Origin of the sequence: Sinomonas sp. P10A9, from assembly GCF_041022165.1 — a bacterium.
Classification (GTDB): Bacteria; Actinomycetota; Actinomycetes; order Actinomycetales; family Micrococcaceae; genus Sinomonas; species Sinomonas puerhi.
Genome location: NZ_CP163302.1, coordinates 2825757 through 2849513, shown reverse-complemented (window position 1 = coordinate 2849513; position 23757 = coordinate 2825757). Strand labels below are relative to the sequence as shown.

At 67.0% G+C, this 23757-nt stretch carries 26 protein-coding genes; 7 read left to right on the top strand and 19 right to left on the bottom strand.

All coding sequences use genetic code 11. The features are described from left to right. Positions 1-321: 321 nt before the first annotated feature. On the bottom strand, positions 322-1641 hold the full coding sequence (locus tag AB5L97_RS12990) for a DNA recombination protein RmuC (RefSeq protein ID WP_307958004.1): 1320 nt from the start codon (positions 1639-1641) through the stop codon (positions 322-324). Positions 1642-1704: 63 nt separating this feature from the next. Between AB5L97_RS12990 and ychF the strand changes: the two genes are divergently transcribed. Beyond that, entirely contained in the window at positions 1705-2811 is a 1107-nt protein-coding gene (gene ychF / locus AB5L97_RS12985; RefSeq protein WP_369044975.1) for a redox-regulated ATPase YchF, read from the top strand. A 93-nt stretch (positions 2812-2904) separates the two neighbouring features. Here the strand turns inward: ychF and AB5L97_RS12980 are convergent, their stop codons facing one another. Further along, positions 2905-3258, bottom strand: a complete 354-nt coding sequence (locus tag AB5L97_RS12980; RefSeq protein ID WP_369044974.1) for a hypothetical protein — start codon at positions 3256-3258, stop codon at positions 2905-2907. Between the two features lie 147 nt (positions 3259-3405). Here AB5L97_RS12980 and AB5L97_RS12975 point away from each other — a divergent pair, with 147 nt between their 5' ends. After that, positions 3406-4053: a hypothetical protein gene (locus AB5L97_RS12975; RefSeq protein WP_369044973.1), complete on the top strand. Its 648-nt coding sequence runs from the start codon at positions 3406-3408 to the stop codon at positions 4051-4053. A gap of 256 nt (positions 4054-4309) precedes the next feature. Then, complete coding sequence (locus tag AB5L97_RS12970; protein WP_369044972.1) at positions 4310-5041, top strand: hypothetical protein; 732 nt, start codon at positions 4310-4312, stop codon at positions 5039-5041. A gap of 112 nt (positions 5042-5153) precedes the next feature. On the opposite strand, the gene AB5L97_RS12965 is transcribed toward AB5L97_RS12970, so the two are convergent. From AB5L97_RS12965 to AB5L97_RS12890, 16 genes are all read right to left on the bottom strand, one after another. Continuing rightward, positions 5154-5339, bottom strand: a complete 186-nt coding sequence (locus AB5L97_RS12965) for a hypothetical protein (RefSeq protein ID WP_369044971.1) — start codon at positions 5337-5339, stop codon at positions 5154-5156. Further along, the gene (locus tag AB5L97_RS12960) at positions 5336-5584 is read right to left on the bottom strand and encodes a hypothetical protein (RefSeq protein WP_369044970.1); all 249 of its coding nucleotides are present in this window, start codon (positions 5582-5584) and stop codon (positions 5336-5338) included. Before AB5L97_RS12960 ends, AB5L97_RS12965 begins: the two co-directional genes overlap by 4 nt. Before the next feature lie 15 nt (positions 5585-5599). After that, complete coding sequence (locus AB5L97_RS12955) at positions 5600-6628, bottom strand: hypothetical protein (RefSeq protein ID WP_369044969.1); 1029 nt, start codon at positions 6626-6628, stop codon at positions 5600-5602. Positions 6629-6639: 11 nt separating this feature from the next. After that, positions 6640-6858, bottom strand: a complete 219-nt coding sequence (locus AB5L97_RS12950; protein WP_369044968.1) for a hypothetical protein — start codon at positions 6856-6858, stop codon at positions 6640-6642. After that, positions 6833-7357 (bottom strand): hypothetical protein, encoded by a 525-nt coding sequence (locus AB5L97_RS12945; RefSeq protein WP_369044967.1) that lies wholly within the window; start codon positions 7355-7357, stop codon positions 6833-6835. The genes AB5L97_RS12950 and AB5L97_RS12945 overlap by 26 nt, the downstream gene beginning before the upstream one ends. Further along, the gene (locus AB5L97_RS12940; RefSeq protein WP_369044966.1) at positions 7354-7839 is read right to left on the bottom strand and encodes a hypothetical protein; all 486 of its coding nucleotides are present in this window, start codon (positions 7837-7839) and stop codon (positions 7354-7356) included. Before AB5L97_RS12940 ends, AB5L97_RS12945 begins: the two co-directional genes overlap by 4 nt. Before the next feature lie 524 nt (positions 7840-8363). Continuing rightward, positions 8364-8621 (bottom strand): hypothetical protein, encoded by a 258-nt coding sequence (locus AB5L97_RS12935; RefSeq protein WP_369044965.1) that lies wholly within the window; start codon positions 8619-8621, stop codon positions 8364-8366. A gap of 231 nt (positions 8622-8852) precedes the next feature. Next, the gene (locus AB5L97_RS12930; protein ID WP_369044964.1) at positions 8853-9389 is read right to left on the bottom strand and encodes a hypothetical protein; all 537 of its coding nucleotides are present in this window, start codon (positions 9387-9389) and stop codon (positions 8853-8855) included. A 225-nt stretch (positions 9390-9614) separates the two neighbouring features. After that, positions 9615-11576 carry an AAA family ATPase gene (locus AB5L97_RS12925; protein WP_369044963.1) on the bottom strand — a complete coding sequence of 654 codons (1962 nt, stop codon included), beginning with the start codon at positions 11574-11576 and terminating at the stop codon, positions 9615-9617. Next, a complete protein-coding gene (locus AB5L97_RS12920) occupies positions 11563-11991 on the bottom strand; it encodes a hypothetical protein (RefSeq protein ID WP_369044962.1) in 429 nt (142 codons plus the stop codon). Before AB5L97_RS12920 ends, AB5L97_RS12925 begins: the two co-directional genes overlap by 14 nt. Further along, a complete protein-coding gene (locus AB5L97_RS12915) occupies positions 11988-12134 on the bottom strand; it encodes a hypothetical protein (protein WP_369044961.1) in 147 nt (48 codons plus the stop codon). The genes AB5L97_RS12920 and AB5L97_RS12915 overlap by 4 nt, the downstream gene beginning before the upstream one ends. Then, positions 12131-12373 (bottom strand): hypothetical protein, encoded by a 243-nt coding sequence (locus tag AB5L97_RS12910; protein ID WP_369044960.1) that lies wholly within the window; start codon positions 12371-12373, stop codon positions 12131-12133. Before AB5L97_RS12910 ends, AB5L97_RS12915 begins: the two co-directional genes overlap by 4 nt. A 539-nt stretch (positions 12374-12912) precedes the next feature. Next, positions 12913-13173, bottom strand: coding sequence for a hypothetical protein (locus AB5L97_RS12905; RefSeq protein ID WP_369044959.1), 261 nt, complete (start codon positions 13171-13173; stop codon positions 12913-12915). Positions 13174-13194: 21 nt separating this feature from the next. Further along, complete coding sequence (locus AB5L97_RS12900) at positions 13195-13554, bottom strand: hypothetical protein (protein ID WP_369044958.1); 360 nt, start codon at positions 13552-13554, stop codon at positions 13195-13197. Positions 13555-13660: 106 nt separating this feature from the next. Continuing rightward, positions 13661-15016, bottom strand: coding sequence for a recombinase family protein (locus AB5L97_RS12895; protein WP_369044957.1), 1356 nt, complete (start codon positions 15014-15016; stop codon positions 13661-13663). A gap of 113 nt (positions 15017-15129) precedes the next feature. Then, positions 15130-15375: a hypothetical protein gene (locus AB5L97_RS12890; protein WP_307957989.1), complete on the bottom strand. Its 246-nt coding sequence runs from the start codon at positions 15373-15375 to the stop codon at positions 15130-15132. A 176-nt stretch (positions 15376-15551) separates the two neighbouring features. Between AB5L97_RS12890 and AB5L97_RS12885 the strand changes: the two genes are divergently transcribed. The 4 genes from AB5L97_RS12885 (at position 15552) to AB5L97_RS12870 (ending at position 22970) form a co-directional block, all read left to right on the top strand. Then, complete coding sequence (locus AB5L97_RS12885) at positions 15552-17957, top strand: phosphoketolase family protein (protein ID WP_369044956.1); 2406 nt, start codon at positions 15552-15554, stop codon at positions 17955-17957. Positions 17958-18254: 297 nt separating this feature from the next. Next, positions 18255-20036 (top strand): ABC transporter family substrate-binding protein, encoded by a 1782-nt coding sequence (locus AB5L97_RS12880; protein WP_369044955.1) that lies wholly within the window; start codon positions 18255-18257, stop codon positions 20034-20036. Between the two features lie 191 nt (positions 20037-20227). Continuing rightward, complete coding sequence (locus tag AB5L97_RS12875; protein ID WP_369044954.1) at positions 20228-21757, top strand: ABC transporter permease; 1530 nt, start codon at positions 20228-20230, stop codon at positions 21755-21757. Position 21758: 1 nt separating this feature from the next. Further along, entirely contained in the window at positions 21759-22970 is a 1212-nt protein-coding gene (locus AB5L97_RS12870) for an ABC transporter permease (RefSeq protein ID WP_369044953.1), read from the top strand. Between the two features lie 58 nt (positions 22971-23028). Here AB5L97_RS12870 and AB5L97_RS12865 read toward each other — a convergent pair whose 3' ends face one another. After that, positions 23029-23655, bottom strand: coding sequence for a PH domain-containing protein (locus AB5L97_RS12865; RefSeq protein WP_307957985.1), 627 nt, complete (start codon positions 23653-23655; stop codon positions 23029-23031). Positions 23656-23757: the final 102 nt, after the last annotated feature.

The window sequence follows — 23757 nt, the reverse complement described above, 5'->3', positions numbered from 1 at the left end:
TCCCCTCCAGCGTCCCCAATGCCGCCAAGCACGTATCGCAGTGCGGCGGTAGCGGACAAGCGCCACTCAAGCGCACTTCCCGGCTACGGCCGCACTGCGCTTTGGCCGTCGGGGTGCCCCACATCGGGTTGTCGCCAACCGGAAGCGCCCTTCTCCGCGTGAAGTGTCCCAAATGAGCGCCACCGGACCAAAACGGCCTCGTTCCAACGCCGGGCCAGGGAGATTCTCCCCGCGGAGAAGGGCCCCGATCTCGAGAGCCGCTCGCACCTCGATCTCGGCGTCACAAGGCCCGATCTTGGCGTGGCTCGATGGTGGGCCGGTTCAGGCCGAGTGGCGCCGGGGCCCGTCGGAATGGCCCGCCGAGTCGCGAGACTCGGCGATACCGCTTGCGGAGGTCCCGCCCAGCGTGCCGGGCAGGGTACTGATTCCGTTGTCCTTCCACATCTGCTCGTCGAGGAGCTCGCTTGCGGAGAGGACTCTCGGTGTCGTCTCGACAGGCGGCAGCTCCGGCAGGGTTTCGGGAGCGCCGAGATCAAGCGAGCTGATACGGCGTGCCGTCGGCAGTACGCGCGACTCGAGGGCGCCGATAAACGCGTTGTATCGCTCCACGGATCCCTTGAGCGAGGCCCCGAGCCGGGCCACATGGCCACCCATCGTGCTCAGGCGCCCGTAGAGCTGCTGGGAGAGGTCGAAGAGCTCGCGGGCGTTCTCGGTGAGCAGCTCCTGACGCCACCCGAACGCCACACCCTTCAGGAGCGCCATCAGTGTCGCGGGGGAGGCGAGGGCCACGTTCCGCGAGAACGCGTAGTCCAGGAGGCCTGCGTCGGCCCGGAGTGCCTCCGCGAGGAACGACTCGGCCGGCAGGAAGCACACCACGAGCTCCGGGCTTGCGCCCACTGCCTCCCAGTACTTCTTCGACGCGAGGGCGTCCACGTGGGCGCGCACGGCCTTGGCATGCTCCGCGAGGTGCCGGTCCCGCTGCTCGACTCCGGATGAGCTCTGGTCCTGCGCATGCTCCTGTGCCTTGAGGTAGGCCCCCAGGGGGACCTTGGAATCCACCACGATCTGCTTCCCGCCGGGAAGCAGCACTACGAGGTCCGGCCGCACCGCACCAGTGTCCCCGGACGTTGAGACCTGCTCCGCGAAGTCCACCCGATCGAGCATGCCTGCGGCCTCGACCACGCGGCGCAGCTGGACCTCGCCCCACGTACCACGCGAGGAGTTGTTGGCCAGCGCGGCGGTGATCGTGTGGGCGGACTGGAGCACGGCGGCATCGGAGGCGCGCGCCTCCCGGAGCTGCTGGGACAGCTGCCCGAACTGCTCGACTCGGTCCCTTTCGAGCACGGCGACGGCGTGCTGCACCGCGTTCAGCTTCTCTGCCACAGGGGCCAGGGCATGCAGGACGGTGTTCTCCTGCTCGTCCATTGACGTCAGGGCGGCGTTCTGCCGCACGAGAAGGTCACGCTCCGCCGTCGCCGCGGCAAGCGCCGCCTCCGCCGACGCGAGGCGCGACTGCAGCGCAGGGAGGCCCGCGCCGTCGTGCGTCTCCCGCCGCCGCGCCCAGCCAGCGCCTGCCAACCACCCCACCACGAGCGCGAGCAGCGCTACCAGCACCATCACGAGAATCTGTGTACCGTCCATGTGCTCACACTCGCACGCGGCTCTGACATTTCTGGGAGATGCCCGCCGGTATGATGGATGACCGTGGCTCTCACTATCGGAATCGTCGGTCTCCCCAACGTCGGCAAGTCGACGCTCTTCAACGCACTGACCCGCAACCAGGTCCTCGCGGCGAACTATCCGTTCGCGACGATCGAGCCGAACGTCGGTGTGGTGAGCCTCCCGGACCCGCGCCTGGACAAGCTCGCGGAGATCTTCGGCAGCGCGAGGATCCTCCCCGCGACCGTCTCCTTCGTCGACATCGCAGGCATCGTCAAGGGCGCCTCCGAGGGCGAGGGCCTGGGCAACCAGTTCCTCGCCAACATCCGCGAGGCCCAGGCCATCGCGCAGGTCATCCGAGTCTTCGACGATCCGGACGTGGTGCACGTGGACGGCAAGGTCGACCCACGCTCCGACATGGAGACCATCAACACCGAACTCATCCTCGCCGACCTCCAGACGATCGAGAAGGCCCTTCCGCGCGTCGAGAAGGAAGTCAAGATCAAGAAGCGCGACGCCGCCGAGCTCGCCGCGATCGAGGCCGCCCAGAAGGTCCTCGAGCGTGGCGACACGATCTTCTCGTCCATCGCTTCGGACAAGCTCGACATGGAGCACCTCAAGGAGCTCAACCTCCTCACCGCGAAGCCGTTCATCTACGTCTTCAACGCGGACGAGGGCATCCTCACGAGCCCCGAGAAGCAGGAGGAGCTCCGCGCTCTCGTGGCGCCCGCGGACGCGATCTTCCTTGACGCGAAGCTCGAGTCCGACCTCGTGGAGCTGTCCGAGGAGGAGGCCCGCGAGATGCTCGAGATGAACGGCCAGGACGAGTCGGGCCTCGACCAGCTCGCGCGCGTCGGCTTCCATACTCTCGGGCTCCAGACCTACCTCACCGCCGGCCCCAAGGAGACCCGCGCGTGGACCATCCACCGAGGTGACACGGCGCCGATGGCGGCCGGGGTGATCCACACGGACTTCCAGCGCGGCTTCATCAAGGCCGAGGTGGTCCACTTCGAGGACCTCGTCGATGCAGGCTCGATGGCCGAGGCCAAGTCCCGCGGCAAGGTTCGGATCGAGGGCAAGGACTACGTCATGGCCGACGGCGACGTGGTAGAGTTCCGCTTCCAAGTAACCTCAGCGCAGCCTAAGAAGTAGGCCCGCTAGACGGGCATCTGAGCCCGGCAGCATCCCTTACGGGCCAACCGGGAGTGCCCCCTCACGTGAGGGGGCACAGCGCCGGAGGAGGGGCTACGGGGTGACGATGGGCCAGCTGGTAGGTGCCTGAGGCTCGGCGGGCGCATCAGGGGACGGTCGCTTCTTCAGCTTCTTGCGATCCAGCTGCCCTGCGGCCGACTGGATGTCAGCCGCGCCCTCACCGACGATTCGGTCCGATGGATCATCGACGTGCCACGCCTCGAAGTGGTAGCGCATGTTTACGGATTCGGGCCGATCGTGCAGCTCGATGCGGTAGTTGTCCCAGCCGTGCCCAGCCGCGAATACCTGGATCGGGCTGGCGCTACCGAAGCCTGCCCTGTCGAGCGCAATGGCAACTTCCTGCGTGTTGGTCGTTCCGTCTTTCGGCGTGTTGTCGATGAAGCCCACGGCCCCGTCCCCCCTTGTGTCGGATGTACCCCAACCGTAGAGCACCGTGAGGGGGATCTAGATGGCGCGACACACGGTGGAGCGCGTCAGCGAATCGAGCACGCTCGGATCCCGACGGCTCGGGGGTCGGTTGTATAGGTTGGACGCATGACTCCCAGTCCCTCCGTTGCGGCGGCTGTCGCTGCCACTGCAAGCACACCAGACCCCTTCTGGACGGTCATCATTAGCGCCGTCGGAGGTGCGGTCCTGACGCTCATCAGTGGCTACATCAGGCATAGGCTCACCGGACGTCGTGAGCGCAGTAAGTGGGAGCTTGAGGCACGCTACGAGGCCTACACCGACTATCTAGCCCGGATCAGGCCCGAGATAGAGGGGATGGCCCAGGACATCGCAAACAAGATCGCGGGCAGGCCTATCTCGCGCCTCACGTCTGTGGACAAGGTGTTCCTTCGGACCCAGCTACTCGCTTCGCCCAAGCTAATGGACGCACTCCACGCGCGCGAAAGCGCCTACCTGGATTCGATAGCGCATCTGGCTCAGCACTTCAGCCTGCTCTTCAATGCGAACCCCTCAGCGGGAGCCGACGAGATCGGAAGGGTCGTAGCGGATTACGTTGAGTCAAGCGTCGGCCAGTCCGCAGCCGGGCTGATCGCCGAGGTCGTTGTGGAGATGAGGCAGGAACTCGGGACCCTACCCCGGAGCAGCTTCCTCCAGAAGTCAGTGGGGGCCACAAAGGCACGCCTATCGACCATCTGGCGGGATCGTCTCAAGGACGCGGAGCCGCCTCACGGATGAGGGATTGTTACGGATTGTTACGACTCCAATCTGGCCGACATTCTGCTGGCTCGAATCGCGCTCAACTGGTCAGTCTGCGCTGTCCTAGGTGCCGACCTGCGCAATCCGCTCTCACTGCTGGCCAGTTAGCGGAAAGGCAGCCTCGTCAGACGCGCTAGTCCTACCATGAGACACACGGGCCGAAGATGACCCCGCTCCGGACGAGCCGGCATCCCGACCCGCACTGGACTAGCTCGACCCAGAAGGTGCGTATCTGATGCTCAGCCCGTCGCTGGAGACAGCCCTCGACCATGTCCTGCCCACCCACGTCAAGCCCGTCTGGGTAACGCCTCCACTGGACACCACCTGGGTCACGTATCTCGCCGAGTCCGCGTGGTGCAAGGCGCGCACCCTTCCCGACGACTACAGCGATGACCTCGTCGCGGAGGACGTCGAGGCGTTCATCGAGGACACACTCAGCTATGTACTCATAGTCGCCGATCTGATCGCGCATGGTGCCGGAAAAGTCCTGATGGAGATGTTCGGCCCCGTCATCGCGCGGCACGATCTGCCGGAGCCGCCGCCGAAGGTCTACTTCGATGTGCCCGGTGATCACCAGGCAGCTGCCTGGCACGATCCGAAGGATGACACGCTGCACTTCGGCCCGCACCTGGACAGGACAGTGGTGCTGCACGAGCTGGCCCACTGGCTCTCGAAGGGTGACCGCCACGGCTATGGCTTCCGCAGCGCCTACGTGGCGCTCGTCCATCTCCTGATCGGGGTAACAGCCGCAGAGGAGCTGGACGCGTGTCTTGAGGCGGTGCCAGAACGCCTCCGTGAGCGCGTCTTCTGGGACGAGGAGTCCGTCCACGACGAGATCGATAGGATCCACCGCGAGGCGGAGGAGGACGAATGGACGGACTACTACGACGACGACGAGGACGACCGGACTGAGGAGGAGAAGCGAGACGACTGGGCAGAGGGATACCTGAGGGCGCGCGATCGATAGGACCTACGCGACGGTCTGTCCCCGCGCTCTCATCCGCTAGGCGCGCGTCGGTCGGGCCTGGAAGCGCGCATGGGTCGCCCATAGGGGGTTGTACCCGGGAAGGCCCCCAGCGCTACAGATGCCCCACCCCTACGCCGTCTGTCGCACTCCCAGAGTCGCGTCGCGGGTGCAGCTCGGCGTACATCGCCCGCCCAGCCTCGATGCCTGTGAGCTGCTCGCCCTCATCCGCGTCGTGCTGCTCCTCCTCGGCGTGGCCGTGGAGCCGTTCCCACAGTGCGCGGCCCTCCTCGATGCTCATGCGTAGTTCACCGACTGGGACAGCTCGCTGACGAGCGCGTTCGCGGCGTACAGCTCGGCCTCGGCGCGGTTGACGGCGTCGGCCTGCGTGTCCACGGTTGCCTGAGTCGGCGTCGTCCCGGCGATCCAGGCGGCGCGTAGCGTCGAGCGCAGGTTCGCCCTTGCCGTGTCCAGGGTGCCCTGTGCGGTGGTGGCCCACGCGGCAGCGCGGCCCGCTGCGGCGGCGAGTGTTGCCTTGTCTTCCATGGTGGTGCTCCTTCTCTAGCTGCTGCGACGCTGGGTGAACGGGACGGCGTGGCGGGTGCCGCCCCTCACGGCTGACACCGGCTCTGGCGGCGCGCCCTCGCTCGTGTGGCCGGTGATCGCGGCGACCCGGTGCACTGCCCTGATGCCGCCCTCGGCGGCGAGCGGAGAACTGGCGTTGCCCTCGGTGGCATCGCCAGCGGTCCAGAAGGCATTCGCGAGGTCGTCCATCGACGGCATCCACGGGTGGGCGTGTGTGCAGATGCGGGCGAGGGCTTCTGCCTTCTCGGCGAGGGTGCCGGACGGAAGGGACGCGCGCCACTCCTCTCCGTCGATCATCGGGGTGACCGACCGCGTCAGCCACTCACGGAGCGCCTCCTGCTCGGGGGAGAGCGTGCGGAGGTCGGAGGGCCAGCGCCCGTTGTCGCGGCGGCGCTGGATCCAGTACTGGTCCGCGTCCAGGAAGTCGGCAACCTGCCCCGCCGTGAGGTACATCCGCGTGCCGTTGTCGGTGGCGCGGGTGCTGCTGCTCGCGGTGCGGATGAGTGTCCGCTGCACGTCGCGGATGGCGCTGTACCGCTCGACTAGATCGGCTGCCTCACGGAGGCGGCGATCCGCGGTCGGGTCGGTTGCGACGTCGAGCGGGTCGGTGGGCAGCGACCGGAGCGACCGCGCGGCCCCGCGTACCTCTGTGACGAGCGACTCCAGCTCCCCGCGTAGGTAGGCCAGCCCGTGGTCCGCACCGGACGCTAGAGCGGCCTGCTGCCGCGCCTTCGCGTCGGCGGCGAATTCCCGGACCATCGTGAGGGCCGTGAAATGGTCCGTCGCGGCTGCCTGCGCCTCGCGAACCCGGGCGGGCAGGTCACGCGGGAATGGCTTCCCCGCGTCGGCGGCGGCGCGCAGCTCTGCGGCGGTGTCCACCTGGAGCGCGGACGGCGGCGCGGACAGCTCGGTCATCCAGGCGGATGCGGTGGCCGTGTCGCGTGTGGCGGCGTCGTAGCCGGGGATTCTGGAGTAGGCCTCGTCGTAGATCTGGGTGCGCGTCATCGGGTCTCCTTCTAGGTTGTTGAGTCGAGCACTGCGCGGAATATTCGCTCCCGCTGCTGTGCCGTGATGGGTGGGGCACCGGCGAGCGTCCGGGCGATGAATGCCTCGATCTTGAGGGCGGCGAGATCGCGCCGCGCCTCCGTCTGGGCGGCTGCGTTGCCGGTGCGGCAGGCAACGCCAAGGCGCGCCCGCGCCCGCTCGGCCTCAGTGGGCGGACGGCGCTCGGCCATGACCGCTCCTCCACTCTCGGATCTTGTCCGTGATAATCCACCACGTCGCCTGCACCGCCACTACCACCACGTCTGCGGCGCGGGCGAGCGCCGAGCGAGGGCGCGTGCTCTCGGCGGCTTCGATGAGACCTATCTGCGAGATCAGATCATTGAGGTCATCGTCATTGGGCTCTTCCCCCAGCAGCTCCCGATGCTCCTTCTCGATGCCAGCCTCGACGACGGCACGCAGGATCTCGCCGTCCACGAGAGCGTCCCTCTCCGAGTAGCCGTCGCTGTCAATCAGGTCGCTGATCTCACGGCGCGAGAGGCCAGCCTGCCTCGCGGCGGACCGGAAGGCCCGCTCCAGGGATGGGAGGCGCGTCCGCGTGGCCTCGAAGTTCTCGGAGATCTCCGGTGGCGGCGGATCTCCGAAGGATGCGATCATCGTCGCGAAGTGGACCGTCAGCCGCGCTTTGCGGAGCTCCGCGAGGGGGATCTCGATAGCTGTTCTCTGGTTCATGATCGGGAGCCCCCCACGGGACGGAAGAACGTCACCGGCTGGCCGTCACGGATGTCGTAGAGCCTCTCGAAGCCACTCTTCGCCATCGCGCGGTCTTCCTTCTCCTCCTGGACAGTCTGGCGGATGTCCGCGTCGGTGACCTCTCCGTACTCGAGAAGCCTCCGGATCTGGATCTGCGGAAGGCCCGCGTCTCTCGCGGTGAGGCGGAGCTCGCGCTCTGCCTCCCGGACCTCATCCCGTGAGGGATCGATGTCAGGTGAGCCCTCAAGGGCTGCCGTGAAGAGGCGCTCACGCGCGGCGCCGAGGGCGCGGGTGGCGCTCCTGACGGGTGCGGCAAGGGTCCCGATCCAGTCCTCGAAGACCTCCGCTCTCTGGATCTCGGCGCGAAGATGTGCTGCGCGGGCGGGTGGGCCGTCCAGATGCTCGCAGAGAGCGAGCGCGCTGCGAAGCGTCTCCAGTGTGTGGATGGGGTGTGTAGTCATGGCCGGGAGCCCTTTCTTCATTTCCGCGAATATCCTCTTGACATCCGACAGAATCTATGATAGCGCTCCTCTTCTTCAGGTCCGGGCTTCTCGGGAACTCCTCTGTCGTGCCAACCCGGCATCGAGGATGGACCCCCGTGAGGGTGGGCGAGACGGGGCGGATCAGCCCTCCTGGTCGGCGGGATGGGCGCGACTCGGTGAATGTCAGCATGTGTGTCAACGACGTCGCCGTAAGGCCTCGGAACCGGGGGCACATAGGCCCCCCAGGAGCTCACCGGGTAGGCGTGTTCGGCCGCGACAGGGCGGGGACGGGTAGTTGCCGCCGGACTACCGTGTTCGGCCGCGAGAGGCGCAGGCGTACCGCCGAGATCAGCTGTTCTCATGTTCGCCTCACCACTGGATCCCGGTTGCCCGTTGCCCTCGCCCGTCTGCCGGCGTCTACCCGCGTTCGGCTACGGTTGCCCCCCAGCTGTGCCGAGCCGGGGCTCTCGTGCCGTCTCGCGCCGTCTGGCGGGTGATTCGGCTTAGCGGCGGCTGAGTAGCCGTTGAAGCTGCTCGAACAGGGCAGCCGCGCCCTCCTGCGTCAGCACGAGCCGGTCGCGCCCGCTGGCCCTCACGGCGATCCCGTCAACGAAGCCGTCGCCCTTCGGCAGCATGATCCGAGCACGGGTCACGCGTAGCGTGCTCGACGCACGGGTGATGGCGCCGAACTCCCACGTCCTCGTGAGGTGGGCATCGATGGCCCGGATCAGGAGCGTCCCCTTGCCGTCATCGTGGGGCACGGCGTGCCGCCTTCCTCGCGACACGGTGTGCCACCTCGTGTCGGCGGACGGACTCCGCCTTCGCGCGCATGCGCTTCATCACCCCGATGTCGTGGCGCTGCTTTGCCATGGCCCTGCTCCCTTCCTAGTGCTGCTGGAAGGCAGTCATAGTGGGCAGCCTTCCAGTCGGCAACCTTCGCGCTGCGATACGGGGTACGGGGTACGGCGTATATGCCGCAACGACGCAGGCGCTCATGAGGCCTTCTGGCGTGGGTGGCGGTGGCCGTCGTTGAGATGGCGCAGCTCGCCGCAGATGCCGCATTGCCACGAGGGGGAGGCCCCGTCGCCCTCGTTCTCGTTCTGACCCGGATTCGCGATCCAGCGACGCTCCATCGCGATCCAGCGGCGGAGCAGCTCGTCCAGCTCCCCGTTCACGACGGCGCACTCTGAGTAGGGACCAGTGCACCCCGGGATCGTCATAGCGCTCGCGCCAGCAGCAACAGCGCGGTCGAGGTACGGGAGCAGGGTCGCGTAGGCCTCGGGCTCGGCCCATGGCCGATTGCCTGCGGCGGTGAGTGCGCCCGGGAAGTACACCCGGTCCACTCCGATGTGCGTGACCCTCTGGCGGATGAGCGCACCGACCTCAATCGGCGCGACCGGAGTCGGGATGTGCCAGTAGTGCCATCCCTGAGAGGAGCGGACGTACTTCCCGCCGAGGTCCCGGATGGTGGCGTCGAGCGCCTTCCGCGTGAGGGCTACGGGAACAGCTGGCGTGGTGGTGGTGGTCATGACTGCGTCTCCTTCTTCTCGGTGTTCAGCTGCCCAAGGCAGTGATGGGATTCCTCTCTCGTGAGGGGGGGGGTTACGCGTTCGCCCCCCTTAGGGAGGGGGGCGAGCGTAAGGTAGCCGGGCGTAAGGGCCGTAAGGGGCTGCGTAAGGCTTGATTCCGGGGATCCGTAAGGGCTTGCGTAGGACGTAGGCAAAAGGGGTGCGTAACCCCCCCGTAAGGCTTAATCACGTTTCCGTACCCCCCTCGTCGTCCGCGAAGTCGAGGTACTCGGGAAGGACGTAGACCTTCGACTGGGTGCCGAGCGTCGCTTCCGCTGACCCATCACGGATCACTAGCTCACCCCGACGAACGCACTGGTGCAGCCTTCGGCCTGCCTTCGCAATCTCGGCGTCGGTGGGGCGGTCCCGTGCGAACATGATCTCGGCCAGCCGCCTCTTCGTGATGCCGTCCCTACCGGCGTTCCGCGCGAGCGCCAGCGGGTCTATCTCTCCGGACCAGACGCTGATCTCTCCGGAGTCCTGGTCGTGGAATATATCCAGCGGTCCGACGTCGTTCTGGGACTGCTTCAGGTGGAGCAGCCGCACGATCGGATCTCCCGCCTTGCCGTAGAGGAGAATCACCGAGCCAGCACCGCCCGTGAGCCACGTCGAGCCGTACACGTCTGCGAGGGTCGTCGGTGCTGCCCCGTTGGGTCCGCGCTTGACCTGATGGTGGAGCTCGCATACCTGGACCCCCTCCGCAATCGCCATCTGGCGTGCGCGGTTCCATCCCGCCGCGACGGCATCCTCCGAGAGGCCGATGGCCGCATCCTTCAGGCTGTCCACGATGACCGTTCCCGCCCCGGCCCAGCGACACATGGCGAGCAGCTTCTCTGGCGACTGCGCGAGATCCTCAGGCGGTGGCCCCTTCCAGACGAGGAGCGACTGCTCCACCCTCGCCCGGTCGTATCCGTGGAACTGGCGCTTGAGCGAGCGCTGGATCTGGGAGGGCCGGTCCATGGCCAGATAGAGGATCTTCTCCCCTGGAGCCAGCACCCTCACGGCGTGGCCCAGCACGTCCCCGCCGAACAGCATGGCCCGGACTACCTGCCCGATCAGGGTTGTCTTCCCGACGCCGGAGGGGCCGCACACCATGAGGGCCTCTCCCTCTGGCCAGATGACGTCCCCGCGCTCGCCCCAGAGAGCCGGGACCTCGTCGGGAACGTCGAAGATAAATGAGCCGCCGTCGATGAAGCGGTGCGTCCAGTCATAGCTGCCCGTGACAGCCGCCCCTCCTAGCTCGTCCGCCTCCTGCTCCTCACCGAAGTCCTTCGCCGCTGTCTCGCCGTGCACCACCTCGCTCCAGCGGAGACCCACTGCCTCGAAGAACTGTGGTGCCGTGAGGCCCGCGCAGGCGGGAGCGAAGCAGTGCATCACCACGGTGGCCATCGAACTGCGCTGGACGTGGAGGGAGGGGTTCCTGTCGTTGTGCGTGGGGCACTGGACCATCGCGTCATCCGGCCCCCGGTGGACGACCCCCCGCCCCTGCTCCTCGCAGCGCTCCAGGAACACGTCGAACGGGTCCTGCGCCGGAGCCGACGCGGCGGGCTCCTCACGGGGGGCTAGCGCCGCCCACTCATCCAGGCTGACGCGCGGTCCGTCGATGATCTCCAGCTCATAGTCCTCTCTTGCCTCCTCGCTTGGGACCGTGGGCATGAACATCATCTGCTCTGGATGCAGCGACGCCTTGTCGAACGGCAGACCGAGCCTTTCGAGCACCGCCCGCGCGGCGCGGCTCGTCGTGCCGGCGTCCGCTGGGCCGTCCGCCGGCAGCAGCGCGCGGTAGCGCGGCCTCTCCGGCGTGTGGGAATAGGTCGAGTAGACGAGCGCCTGTAGTCCGAGCGCGTGGATGCGCCCCAGCACCTCAAGCGACGGCGGCATTATCTCGCCGGTCTCCTCGTCCGCCTCCAGATCGAGGGCGATACCGTAGCAGCGGTCCACGTCCGCCTTGCCGCGATGGCCGTTCTTGAACGTGCACATCGTGAACCCGCCCCGGGCGTCCTTACGAAGGCCCGGAGACACACGGAGCTGGTCCTCGGCCATCAGGGCGCAGAAGTCCGTCCACGCGACCCGCTTCTCCTTTGGCGCAGCGTCCGCTCTGCTCCTGAAGAACGACACCGTGAGGCGGCTGTCCCTACTCACCGCCATCGCCGCGTGCCACCTTGAACAGCGAGAGGCGTGTGCGGATGCCCGGAGCGATCTGCTCGACGCGGACGAGGCCCTTTAGGAACTCCTCATCCGGCCCGATCTGGCCCGACGCACGTAGCGTCACCACCTCGGCGTGGACCATCGGACGGTAGAAGTAGTCCGCTTGCGGGTGGTCCTCGAAGAACTGCCGGTCCAGATCGACAGCGTGGTTCTCTGCCGCCATCAGCGGGCAGGTCGAATTGTGCTCCAGCGCGGTGCCATTCCACCGGCCCGCGCAGTCGGGGCAGCGTCCATAGCTCGGCTTCTCGACTACCGCTAGAATCTCCCATGAGGGAGCCTTCTCGGTGGTAGGGAATTTCTTCTTCGTGGGGACCGGGGTTTCAGCGCCCCGGTCTCTCTTCTTCTTCCGGCTCATGCCGCTGCGCTCCTCTCCTCCGAGGACCGCAGCAATGCGGCAATGCGATCAGCGCGCGCCGGGTCCAGCGGAGGGGCCTCCGCGACCACACGCGCTATGTACTCCTGGAGCCGCGCAGCAGCCGCGTCGGGCTGCCCGCTCACTTGGCTTCCTCCTCGTTGAGGTTCTCGATGCACTCCCGCAGGAACGCGATGAGAAGCTCATAGTGCGCCGCCCTGAACGGGGGGATGTGCTTCGCGTCCTTGATGATCGCTCGCTTGACCACCTTCACGCGCAGCCGTCGCTGGAGCTCTAGAACGTCCTCATCGACATCGTCCATCTGGTAGGCGTTGGCGATACGGCTGACGTTCGCACGAACTTCGGCATCCTTGGACCAAGACATGGCTGTCTCACTCTCAAGACCAGCCCTCTATCTTGGGGGAGGCTATCGCCTCGCCATCAACGGGTCCTACCCCCATGCGGGGGTTCCTCGATCGATGGCCGGGTTGCGTTACCAAGTCCCGCAGCGTAGGTCGATCAGTCGCCGTGGGGAGGCAGCACCAGAGAATTCGGATTGAGAGGGGGAGGCTCCGATTCCCAAGAAACGGCCTCCATTTACTTATGGGTTCTCCGCCGTCCCCAGCCGAAGCCCGGGACCACCCCCCAAGCATAGGGCCGTCGTCACCCCCGCGCTAGCGCCATCCTTCGGGGTCCGGTCGGGGGCTGCCCAGTAGCGCGCGTGGCACCAAACCGCCAGAATTGCATGCGTCCCGGGTGAGTCGATTTTTGGGTTTCTCCTCCCCGGGCCGGAAGGGCCAGCGGCGTCCGGGAGTCCCGCTGGCCCTTCATCGCGCAGGTGTAGCGGGGCGGTCCGAAACCGGGCGCAGATGCCCGTCTCGCGCCGATGATGCCCCCGTCACCGCGACGGGGGCATCAGCCGGTCTATCCTTCGGGCCTGCGTCGGCGCTCCAGGATGATGAGCCGGTGGGCCGTCGAGTTGGCCACGGTTACGGAGCCGTCCAGGTTGAGCACGATCACCGACAGGTCACCGCGAGCGAGCCGCCTTGCCTCACGGAGGACACGGGGGTCCACCATCAGAACGAGCTGCTCGAGGACCGCCGCCGCGCGCTGCTGCCGTGAGGGCGCGCGCCGGTAGCGCGGCAGCGCAGCGGACGCGACAGTGACTCGTGCTGCCTCACGCACGCGGGGCATGGCCGGCACGCACTACGCGGCCTCGGTTCCCTCGTGACCGGCGTTCTTCTGGTGGAGCGCCATGCCGCTCGCGTTCGAGACCTTGCCGCACACGACGCACTTCACGCGCTTCTGGCTGGTCCGCCGCTTCGGCTCCCACGAGATGAGGCTGTCGTCCCTCTCGCTGAACACAACGACGGTGGCGCCGTCCTTCGACATCCAGGGCATGAGGCGGTCAGGGTCCTCGCGGACCACCTTTAGGAACTCCTCGGCGGTGGCCTCTCCGGCGATGGTGAGGAGCCTGGAGTACGCGTCGCCGCGTCGCACGCCAGCGGCGCGCTGGGTCTTACCGGACTTCGGGTCAACAGCAGTGATGGTTACAACAGTGAGCATTTTCGGGAGCCAGCTTTCGGGAGCGGATCATGTAGGATATAGGACTTCCTACATAGGCTGTTATACGGGTACAGCTCCGCTTCGCCTAGTCACTAGGACTACTGGCTCAGTTCCACTCGAAGCTGACCGTCTCGGGGTCGAAGCCCTTGCGGCCGCGCGGCGCTGGACTCACGCGGACGGTGAACAGCATGGACAGCACGGCGCGCCGGATCATGAGGCTGGATCCCTCGAAGTAGGCCACCGGGTCCGCCGCGTGGAGCACGGCAGCGGCGGGCGCGGCAGCGCGCTGGAGCGCGGCCTCGGCGGTCGCTAGCTCGGCCTGCGCCCGGTCGGCGGCGACCCTGCGGCGGTGGCCGTCGATGAGCCCCGCGTCGTAGTCCTCATCGATGCGCGCGAGTCGCTGCCGGAGCACGCGTACCTGCTCGGCGGCGGTGCGGTCCTCCTCCCGGGGCTCCGCCAGCCGCGTCGCGAGCATGCGGACGTTGTCACCATCACGTAGCCATGCGCGGGTGACCTCGAGGACGAGGGCGTCGATGGGCTTCTGGGCCCGCGTGAGGTGCCCCGCCGCGCAGCGATAGCGCTCGCCGGACCACGAGGACAGCGGCTCGCCACATACGGCGCATAGGTAGAGCCCGGAGCCTAGGTGCTTCCTGTCCGTGCCCTGATGGGTGAGGCGGCGCGGGTCCGTGAGCCGCGCCTGGACGATCGTGTAGAGGTCATCATCCACGATCGGGGTCCAGGCACCGGGCCTGCCGGTCTCGCGGCCCTGATAGATGGCGCGGCCAGCGTAGCGCGGGTTCATCAGCAGCGTGCGGATGGTTGAGGGGTTCCATGGCGCTCCCCGCCGCGTGGGGATGCCCCGCCCAGCAGCCCACGCCGTGAGGGAGCGGAGGGAGTCCCCCTCGGCAAAGCGCTCAAACAGCGTGGCCACGAACGCGGCCTCAGCGGGCACCAGATCGCCGTTCGGCGTGTAGCCGGTCAGCCGTACTCCAAGCGGCGGACGTCCCTTCTCTGAGCGCTGAAGCGCGGCGCGGCGCTGGCGCTCGGACTTGCGCTCGACCTCCGCTCGGGCGACGGCTGCCTTGATTCGTGCGTACATCCTGCCGCCGTCGGTCGTGAGGTCGGCCTCGCCGTTCGCTGTCGCTAGGAGCAGCGCCTGCCTCTCGGCGCGGTCGATCCAGTCCTCCAGCTGGCGCGGCTGGCGGGTCAGGCGGTCGAGGTCCCAGCACACAATCGCCTGGAATCGGCCAGCCTCAAAGTCCGCGATCATGCGGTCGTAGCCGGGGCGAACCTTGCGCCGGTCGGAGGCGGATATGGAGTTGTCGAGGTACTCCTCGACCACGGTCCAGCCGCGAGCCGCCGCCAGCGCGCGGCAGTCCTCCCTCTGGCGACTCACGGCTAGGCCCTCGCCCGTGGTGTCGAGGGACTGGCGAAGGTATACGGCGGCGCGGGCGGGAGTCATGGAACGAAGGATACGCCCAGAAGTTGCTCTGCGGTGGGCCTTGGTGGAGTTCCGCTTCAACGTGTGATGCGGCGGGTTTGGGAGACGGGTCGCCGATCTCCCTTGCGGGCCGGCTAGCTCGGGGAGTCTGCTCTGGGGTCCCATGACGCGTACACGGTGCCCGATGTGGCGCCGCGGAGCTCTGCACCGTCGAGGGTCAGGTCGGGGTGCGTGAGCAGGTGGCGTCGCACGCGGCCGGCGGCAATCGTGCGGCCTTCCTCGACGTCCTTGGCGCGAAGGATTTGATCCAAAGGGGCGAAGTCATCGCCCGGTTTCCGGATCATCACGACGAACAGCATCTGTTGGGAATCTTGATCCATGGCCAGAGCCTATGCACTCCAGCAGTGGCCTGCCAGTGCGCCAGCGCCCCACGCGTGAAGGCCGCCCCAGGGTTTGGCGAATATTCATCACACGACCCAAGAATTCGAACACCGTCCCGGTTAGGCTGACTCCGAACCGGCCGCAAGGCTGCGGCCGTCGAGCGGAAGGCGCGCCAGTGACGGACACCGCAAGCAAGACGCACCTGACCCGTGGACAGGTCGAGGACCTCCACCGCTGGTGGCGGGCCGCGAACTACCTCTCGGTCGGCCAGATCTACCTGCGCGACAACCCGCTCCTGAAGGAGCCCCTCGCGAAGGAACACGTCAAGAAGCGCCTACTGGGCCACTGGGGCACCACTACTGGCCTGAACTTCATCTACGCCCACCTCAACCGGGCCATCGTCGATCGCGATCAGGCCATGCTCTTCGTCACGGGCCCGGGCCACGGCGGTCCCGCGAACGTCGCCAATGCCTACCTCGAGGGCACCTACTCGGAGATCTACACCCGTTTCGGTGACGACGAGGCGTCCCTCCGCGAGCTCTTCAGGCAGTTCTCCTACCCCGGAGGGATTCCGAGCCACGCGGCCCCCGAGACGCCTGGATCGATCAGCGAAGGGGGCGAGCTCGGCTACTCGCTGGCGCACGCCTTCGGCGCCGCCTTCGACAACCCGGACCTCGTCGTGGCGTGCGTTGTGGGGGATGGCGAGGCCGAGACGGGGCCGCTCTCCACGAGCTGGCAGTCGACGGCGTTCCTCGAGGCGGCGCGTGACGGCGCCGTCCTGCCGATCCTGCACCTCAACGGCTACAAGATCGCCAATCCCACCGTCTTGGCCAGGCGTCCGGAGGACCAGGTGAGGAAGTACTTTGAGGGCCTCGGGTGGGCCCCTCGCTTCGTCACGGTCGCGGATCCTTCTGCCCAGCCCCAGGCGCACCGCGACTTCGCCGAGGCTCTGGACGACTGCCTCGATGCGATCGCCGCCATCCAGACGCGGGCCCGGGAAGCGGAGAGCGCGGGGGAGCGGCCTCGCGACTCGGTGCCCGAGCCGTGGCCCATGATCGTGTTCCGATCCCCGAAGGGGTGGACCGGCCCTGCGGTGGTGGACGGGAAGCCGGTCGAGGGGACCTGGCGCGCGCATCAGGTACCGCTCAACGAGATCCACGAGAACCCGGAGCACCTCGCCGAGCTCGAGGCGTGGATGCGCTCCTACCGCCCGGAAGAGCTCTTCACGCACGACGGCGCCCGCTCGCCCGAGCTGGCCAGCCTCGCCCCGAGCGGAAACCGACGCATGAGCGCAACGCCCTACGCCAACGGCGGCCGGATCCTGCGGGACCTGAAGCTCCCTGCCACCGACGCGCACATGATCCCGGTGGAGGCGCCCGGCGTCGTGCGTGCGGGGGCGATGACCAACCTCGGAGGCTGGATGCGCGAGGTGATCCGCGCGAATCCGGACAACTTCCGGCTTTTCGGCCCCGACGAAACTGCTTCCAACCGCCTCCAGGACGTCTACGAGGTCACGGACAAGGTGTGGCAGGAGCGCATCGAGGACGTCGACGAGCACCTCGCGCGCGCCGGCAGGGTCATGGAGGTGCTGAGCGAGCACCTGTGCCAGGGCTGGCTCGAGGGCTACCTCCTGACGGGCCGCCACGGGGTCTTCACGTCCTACGAGGCATTTGTGCACATCGTCGACTCGATGTTCAACCAGCACGCGAAATGGCTCAAGGTCCACCGCGAGCTGCCGTGGCGCATGCCTGTCGCCTCACTGACCTACCTGCTCTCGAGCCACGTATGGCAGCAGGACCATAACGGGTTCTCCCATCAGGACCCTAGCTTCATCGACCATGTGGTGAACAAGAAGGCCGAGGTCGTGCGCGTCTACCTCCCCGTGGATGCGAACACGCTCGTGTCCACGATGGACCACTGTCTCCGCAGCCGCGACTACGTGAACGTGGTGGTTGCCGGGAAGGCGCTCTCGCTCCAATGGTTCAGCCCTGCCGAGGCCGAGCTGCACTGCGCCCGCGGGATCGGAATCCTCGAGTTCGCGGGCAACGAGGCGCCGGGCGAGGAGCCCGACGTCGTGCTCGGCTGCGCCGGCGACGTGCCCACGGGGGAGGCGATCGCAGCCGCTCAGATACTGCGCCGCGACCTGCCCGATCTGAAGGTCCGCGTGGTCAACGCTGTGGACCTCATGAGGCTCCAGGACGAGCGCGAGCACCCGCACGGCCTGCCTGACCGCGAATTCGACGCGCTGTTCACGAAGGACAAGCCGATCGTGTTCGCATACCACGGATACCCCTGGCTCATCCACCGCCTCACGTACCGTCGCACCAACCACGGCAATCTCCACGTGCGGGGCTACGTTGAAGAGGGCACCACGACGACGCCGTTCGACATGGCCATGCTGAACAGGATCGACAGGTTCCACCTGGCCATCGACGTGCTCGACCGCGTGCCGGGTCTTGCACTGCGCCATGCCGGCCTTCGCCAGCGCTACATGGATGAGCTCGCGGAGGCGCGGTCCGCCACCCGGGAGTTCGGCGAAGATTCGGCTGAAATCCGTGACTGGACGCTTGAGCCGCGCTGACACTCCACTGATTGAAACCTGTGCGTTACTCCGCAGTAACGCGCGGGAATCAAGGCGCGAGTGATTGGGAAAGTTCAATCAGATACGTCGAATCGAGATCCTCACCTCCAGAACCTGAAAGATATGTTGCATCTCTATAACGACGATGATCTGAAACGGAACTTTCGTAGCCACTGGCCCGACGGGCGGGCTAGTCTGTCGAGCATGTGAGACGCGCCACGTCTACCGCCAGGGGGGACGGGCCGTCGGCTCCGGGGTCTTCCCGGGCACTTCAACAGATGCACCAGAGGAGGCGGAATGCGTTTCGGGCGTATTTCCAAGGCGATGAGCGTGGCTGCGGTCGCAGCAATCGCGCTCAGCGCCTGCGCGACCCAAGGCGGCGGTTCGAACACGAACACCTCGTCGGCAAGCGCCAAGCAGGGTGGCAGCGCCACCGTCGTCGAGGTGAACGCGTTCAACACGTTCAACCCGGAAACTGCCGATGGCAACACGGACATCAACTCGAAGATCAGCTTGGCGACCCACATGGGCTTCTACTATGTGGACAACAAGCTGAACGTGATTCACAACGAGAAGTTCGGCCACTACGAGAAGACCTCGGACAACCCGCTCACGGTGAAGTACACGATTGCCGACGGCGTCAAGTGGTCCGACGGCACCCCGGTCACGGCGTACGACGTCGCCCTCAACTGGGCGGCCGGCTCGAGCTACTTCGACGACGCGAGCCCCGATGGCAAGAAGGGCACCGCCTACTTCTCGACGGCGGGAGACCCCACGGGCCTCAATGCCACGAATTTCCCGGATGTGTCCTCGGACGGCAAGACGTTCACCCTGACGTACACGAAGCCGTACGCCGACTGGGAGCTCGCGATCGGCGCCAGCAACAACACGATCGACATCCCGGCGCACGTCGTGGCGAAGAAGGCGGGCCTCGCCGATGCCAAGGCGCTCTTCGACCTGATGAAGGGCATGAAGAAGGGCGACCCGGCCAGCCCGCAGCCCGCGAATGACACGCTGAAGAAGGCCGCTGACTTCTACAACACGGGCTTCGACACGAAGACACTGCCGGGGGACACGAGCCTCTTCCTCTCCAATGGCGCGTACGTGGTCAAGGACATGGTCCCGGACCAGTCCATGACGCTCGTGCGGAACAAGGACTACAACTGGGGTCCGACTCCGAATCTGGACCAGATCACGATCCGCTACATCGGCTCGGCCCCTGCCCAGATTCAGGCCCTCAAGAACGGCGAGGCGGACATCATTGCCCCGCAGGCGTCGTCTGACACGATCCAGCAGCTCAAGGGCATCCCGGGCGTTACGGTCGATCAGGGCAACCAGCTCTCGTACGATCACATCGACCTGAACTACACGGGTCCGTTTGCCGACAAGGACGTGCGCACCGCCTTCATGCTCACGGTCCCGCGCCAGGACATCCTTGACAAGATCATCAAGCAGATGGACCCGAACGCGAAGCCGCTCGACTCGCAGATCTTCGTACCCCAGCAGGCGGCCTACGCCGACTCGGTGAAGAACAACGGCTCCTCGGCCTACGACGCGGTCAACATCGACAAGGCCAAGCAGCTCCTTGCCGGCAAGACGCCGGAAGTGAAGATCATGTACAACAAGGACAACCCGAACCGCGTCGACGCCTACACGCTCATCGCGGCGAGCGCGGCCAAGGCCGGCTTCAAGATCGTCGACGGCGGACTCGGCAAGTCGGACTGGGGCAAGGCGCTCGGCAAGGGCGGCTACGACGCGACGATCTTCGGCTGGATCAACCCGGGCGTGGGAGTCTCTGGCGTTCCGCAGATCTTCAAGAGCGGCAACGGCTCGAACTTCAACAAGTTCTCCGACCCGGATGCTGACAAGCTAATGGAGCAGCTCGTTCAGACGACCGATCAGAGCAAGCAGACCGACCTGGAAAAGCAGATCGACCAGAAGATCTGGGCTTCCTCGTACGGTGTCCCGCTCTTCCAGGCGGTCGGCGTGGACGCGTACAGCGACAAGGTCACCGGTGTGAAGTACATGCCGAACAGCAGCGGTGTCTGGTGGAACTTCTGGGAGTGGGCTACGAAGTAGCCTCCAGAGTTCTGATGCGCTAGCTGAAGCGCCGGGACCGAGCTCGTGGGTCCCGGCGCTTCGCAGCGCCCTCCCGGCGGATCCAGCCACCCGCCGTCGCGCCCCACGCCGACCGCGTGGCAAGCCCCCGGCACCCGTCCGCGCCGCCCCGCACCCTTTCGGGGCGGCCCACATTAGAGGTACAACGAAACATGGTGACTTACGTCGTCCGGCGCCTCATCACCGCAGCATTGATCCTTCTCGGCGCGTCGTTCCTGGTGTACAACCTCACGGCGCTCTCGGGGGACCCGCTTGAGGAATTCCGCGCCAGCAATCTCCCGAATGCCGCCCAACTCATGCAGGCGCGCTCCCAACTCCTGGATCTGGACACCCCAGCTCCCATCCGCTACTTCAAATGGCTCGGGGGAGCCGCCGGATGCCTCGTCGGCAACTGCGACCTCGGAAAGAACCTGGTCGGCCAGCCAGTCACTCAGGCGCTTGGCCAGGCACTCGTGCAGACTCTGACCCTCGTCACGGGTGCCACCATCCTCGCGATCCTCATTGGCGTGGCCCTCGGCATCGTGACGGCCCTGCGCCAGTACAGCGCGCTCGACTACGGCGTCACGTTCCTCGCGTTCCTGTTCTTCTCGCTCCCGATCTTCTGGATCGCCGTCCTCCTCAAGGAGTACGGGGCCATCGGGTTCAACAACTTCCTGGCCCATCCGGACATCCCGCTCCCGGTCGCCCTCGGGATCGGCCTCGTCATCGGGATCTTTGCGGCCGTCGTCACCAGTGGTGCGGTCCGCCGCAAGGCCACCGTGGGGGCCATCGCCTTCGCGTTCGTGACGCTCGTCCTCATCGTGGCGAGCCTCACGCAGTGGTTCCGCTTCCCTGGCCTCGGGCTGGGAGTCGTCGTCATCGCGGGGGTCGGAATCGCCTTCGCCGTCACGGTCCTCACCGCAGGCCTGCAGAACCGTCGCGCGCTGTATGCCGCGCTTACCGCCGTCCTGGTTGGGGCTGTGGTCTACTTCCCCGTCCAGCCGCTGCTGAACCTCGCGACGCCGCTCATGATCCTGATCCTCGCGGTCGTCGCCGTCGGGGTGGGCATCGCGGCGGGCTACTTCTGGGGCGGCTACGACCGCAGCCAGAGCATGCGCGCCGGCGCCATTACGGCATTCGTGGTTGCGTTCATGGTGCTCCTTGACCGATTCATGCAGTCGTGGCCCGCGTATTTCGACAACAGAAGCATCAGGGGCCGGCCGATCGCCACCATCGGTGCCGGAACCCCCAACCTGCAGGGAGACTTCTGGATCTCAGGCATCGACTCCTTCACCCACCTCATCCTGCCGACGGCCGCCCTCATCCTCATCTCGCTCGCGAGCTACACGCGCTACACGCGCTCGTCGATGCTCGAGGTCATGAACATGGACTACATCCGCACGGCGCGTGCCAAGGGCGTGAGCGAGCGGAGCGTCGTCATGCGCCACGCCTTCCGCAACGCTCTCATCCCGATCGCGACCGTCGTCGCCCTCGACATCGGCCAGCTGATCGGCGGCGCGGTGATCACCGAGACGGTGTTCTCCGTCCGCGGGATGGGTTTCATGTTCCTCGACGGCATCTCGCACGTGGACCCGAACCCGGTCATGGGCGTGTTCGTGTGCGTCGCGATCACGGCCCTCGCGTTCAACCTCATCGCGGACCTCGTCTACTCCGCGCTCGATCCTCGCGTAAGGGTGAAGTGACATGAGCCAGCAGTCACAGCAGGAAGAAGCCACGGAGGTCTCGGCCTCGGCTGCGGCGGCCGCCGCGCCTGCCGCCGGCATCGAGCCGATCCTCGAAGCCAAGGGCCTGAGCCTCGGGCAGATCGTCCGGAAGCGGTTCTTCGGCCACACCGGTGCCCTCGCCGGTCTCATCGTCTTCGCGGTCATCTTCGTTCTCGCCTTCTCGTCCGAGGGTTGGGGGCCGATCCCCGGCTGGTGGCAGTACCAGCACGATCAGGTCACCCCTCTCGTCAACGAGGGCGTACCGACATGGACCCTGCCGTTCAGCTTCGGCGATCACCCGTTCGGCCAAGACCGGATCGGGCGCGACCTGTTCGCGATGACCATGCGCGGCGCGCAGCAGTCGATCATCATCATGATCATCATCGGCGTCGTCGCCGGGCTCATCGGCGTCGTCGTCGGAGCCCTTGCGGGGTACTTCCGCGGGTGGGTCGAGGCGGTGCTCATGCGCCTGACAGACATCATCATCATCATTCCGGTACTGCTTCTCGCGGCGGTCATGTCCCAGACGGCCGGCCGGCGCGACTCCGGATCCTGGTTCGGCCAGTTCGCGGCGTCGAACGGCGTGGTCGTGCTCGGCATCTTCCTCGGCCTGGTCGCGTGGGTGGGCCTCGCGCGCCTTGTCCGCGGCGAATTCCTCTCGCTGCGCGAGCGCGAGTTCGTCGACGCAGCACGGATCTCCGGGGCCTCCAACGCCCGCATCATCTTCAAGCACATCCTGCCCAATGCGGTCGGCGTTGTGATCGTCAACGGGACGCTGCTGATGTCCTCTGCGATCCTGCTCGAGACGGCGCTCTCCTACCTCGGAGTCGGCGTCAAGGCCCCGGACACGTCCCTCGGCCTGCTCATTTCCCAGAACCAGGAGGCCTTCTCCACGCGTCCGTGGCTCTTCTGGTGGCCGGGCCTGTTCATCGTGCTCATCTGCCTCTGCATCAACTTCATCGGCGACGGCCTGCGCGACGCGTTCGATCCGCGCCAGAAGAAGTTCAACGCGAAGAAGGCAAAGAAGGGCACAAGGAGTGGCCACGGGTCGGCCGTGGTGGCCGGAGGCGCCGCTGCGCCCGCTCTTGAGGTCGGCGGTGGCGTGAGCCCGGTGTCCGGCTACGTCCCGGACAGCGAGGCCTTCGGCGGGGCTCCCCACGCTGGCGACGACACGACCGGCAGGAATGACTGACGTGCGCGCGACGCCGATCGCGGGACCGCGCGCTGCGGGCCGCGGGGCTGGCCCCGGCTCACGCGGCGAACGTGATGACCGTGCCGACCACGAGGACGAGGCCCAGTGCGAGCACACCCCACGCCACCGAGCGGGCCACGGGCGTCTCCTCGACCTGGCCCCCGGCCACGGCACCGCGGTCCACCTGCCCGGCCCAGCGGCGTCGGACGAGGATCGCCGCCTGGCCGGACACCGTGTTGCCGAGATCGCCCGGCCGCACGGTGTGCTCGGGGCCGAAGCTCGAATCGGGGAGCCCCGTCAGATGCTCTGGGCGCGCCCGGCGGGCGCCGAGCGCCCCGGGGCCCGGCGCGGCCCACGCCGTGAACCGGCCAGCCCCGGTCCCGAGCGTGAGGGCGAACTTCGTGTCGACATACGCGAGGGCCTCCCACGGCACCCCGACGCTGCGCACCGGGTTGACGAGCTCGACGCCAGAATCGCTCACCACCACGGCGGGGCGCCAGAAGAGCGCCCAGCCGGCCCAGGCCATGAGGGCCAGGGGAGCGAGGTAGCGCACGCCCGGCAGCCCGGACTGCGCGACGGTGAGCACCGCGCCGAGCGCGGCGAGGGCCCACAGGGCCACGGCCAGCAGCCTGTTGCTGCGGGCCTTGAAGACGTCGGTGGGACCGGCATGCTGCATCGCGCTCATGCCCCCCATGATGCAGGACGTCGCATCGAATTCAGGATTCCGTCGCCCAGGCCGAAGCTCTCGGGTCCGGCGGCGCAGGGAAGGAAGCACAACGATGGCTGA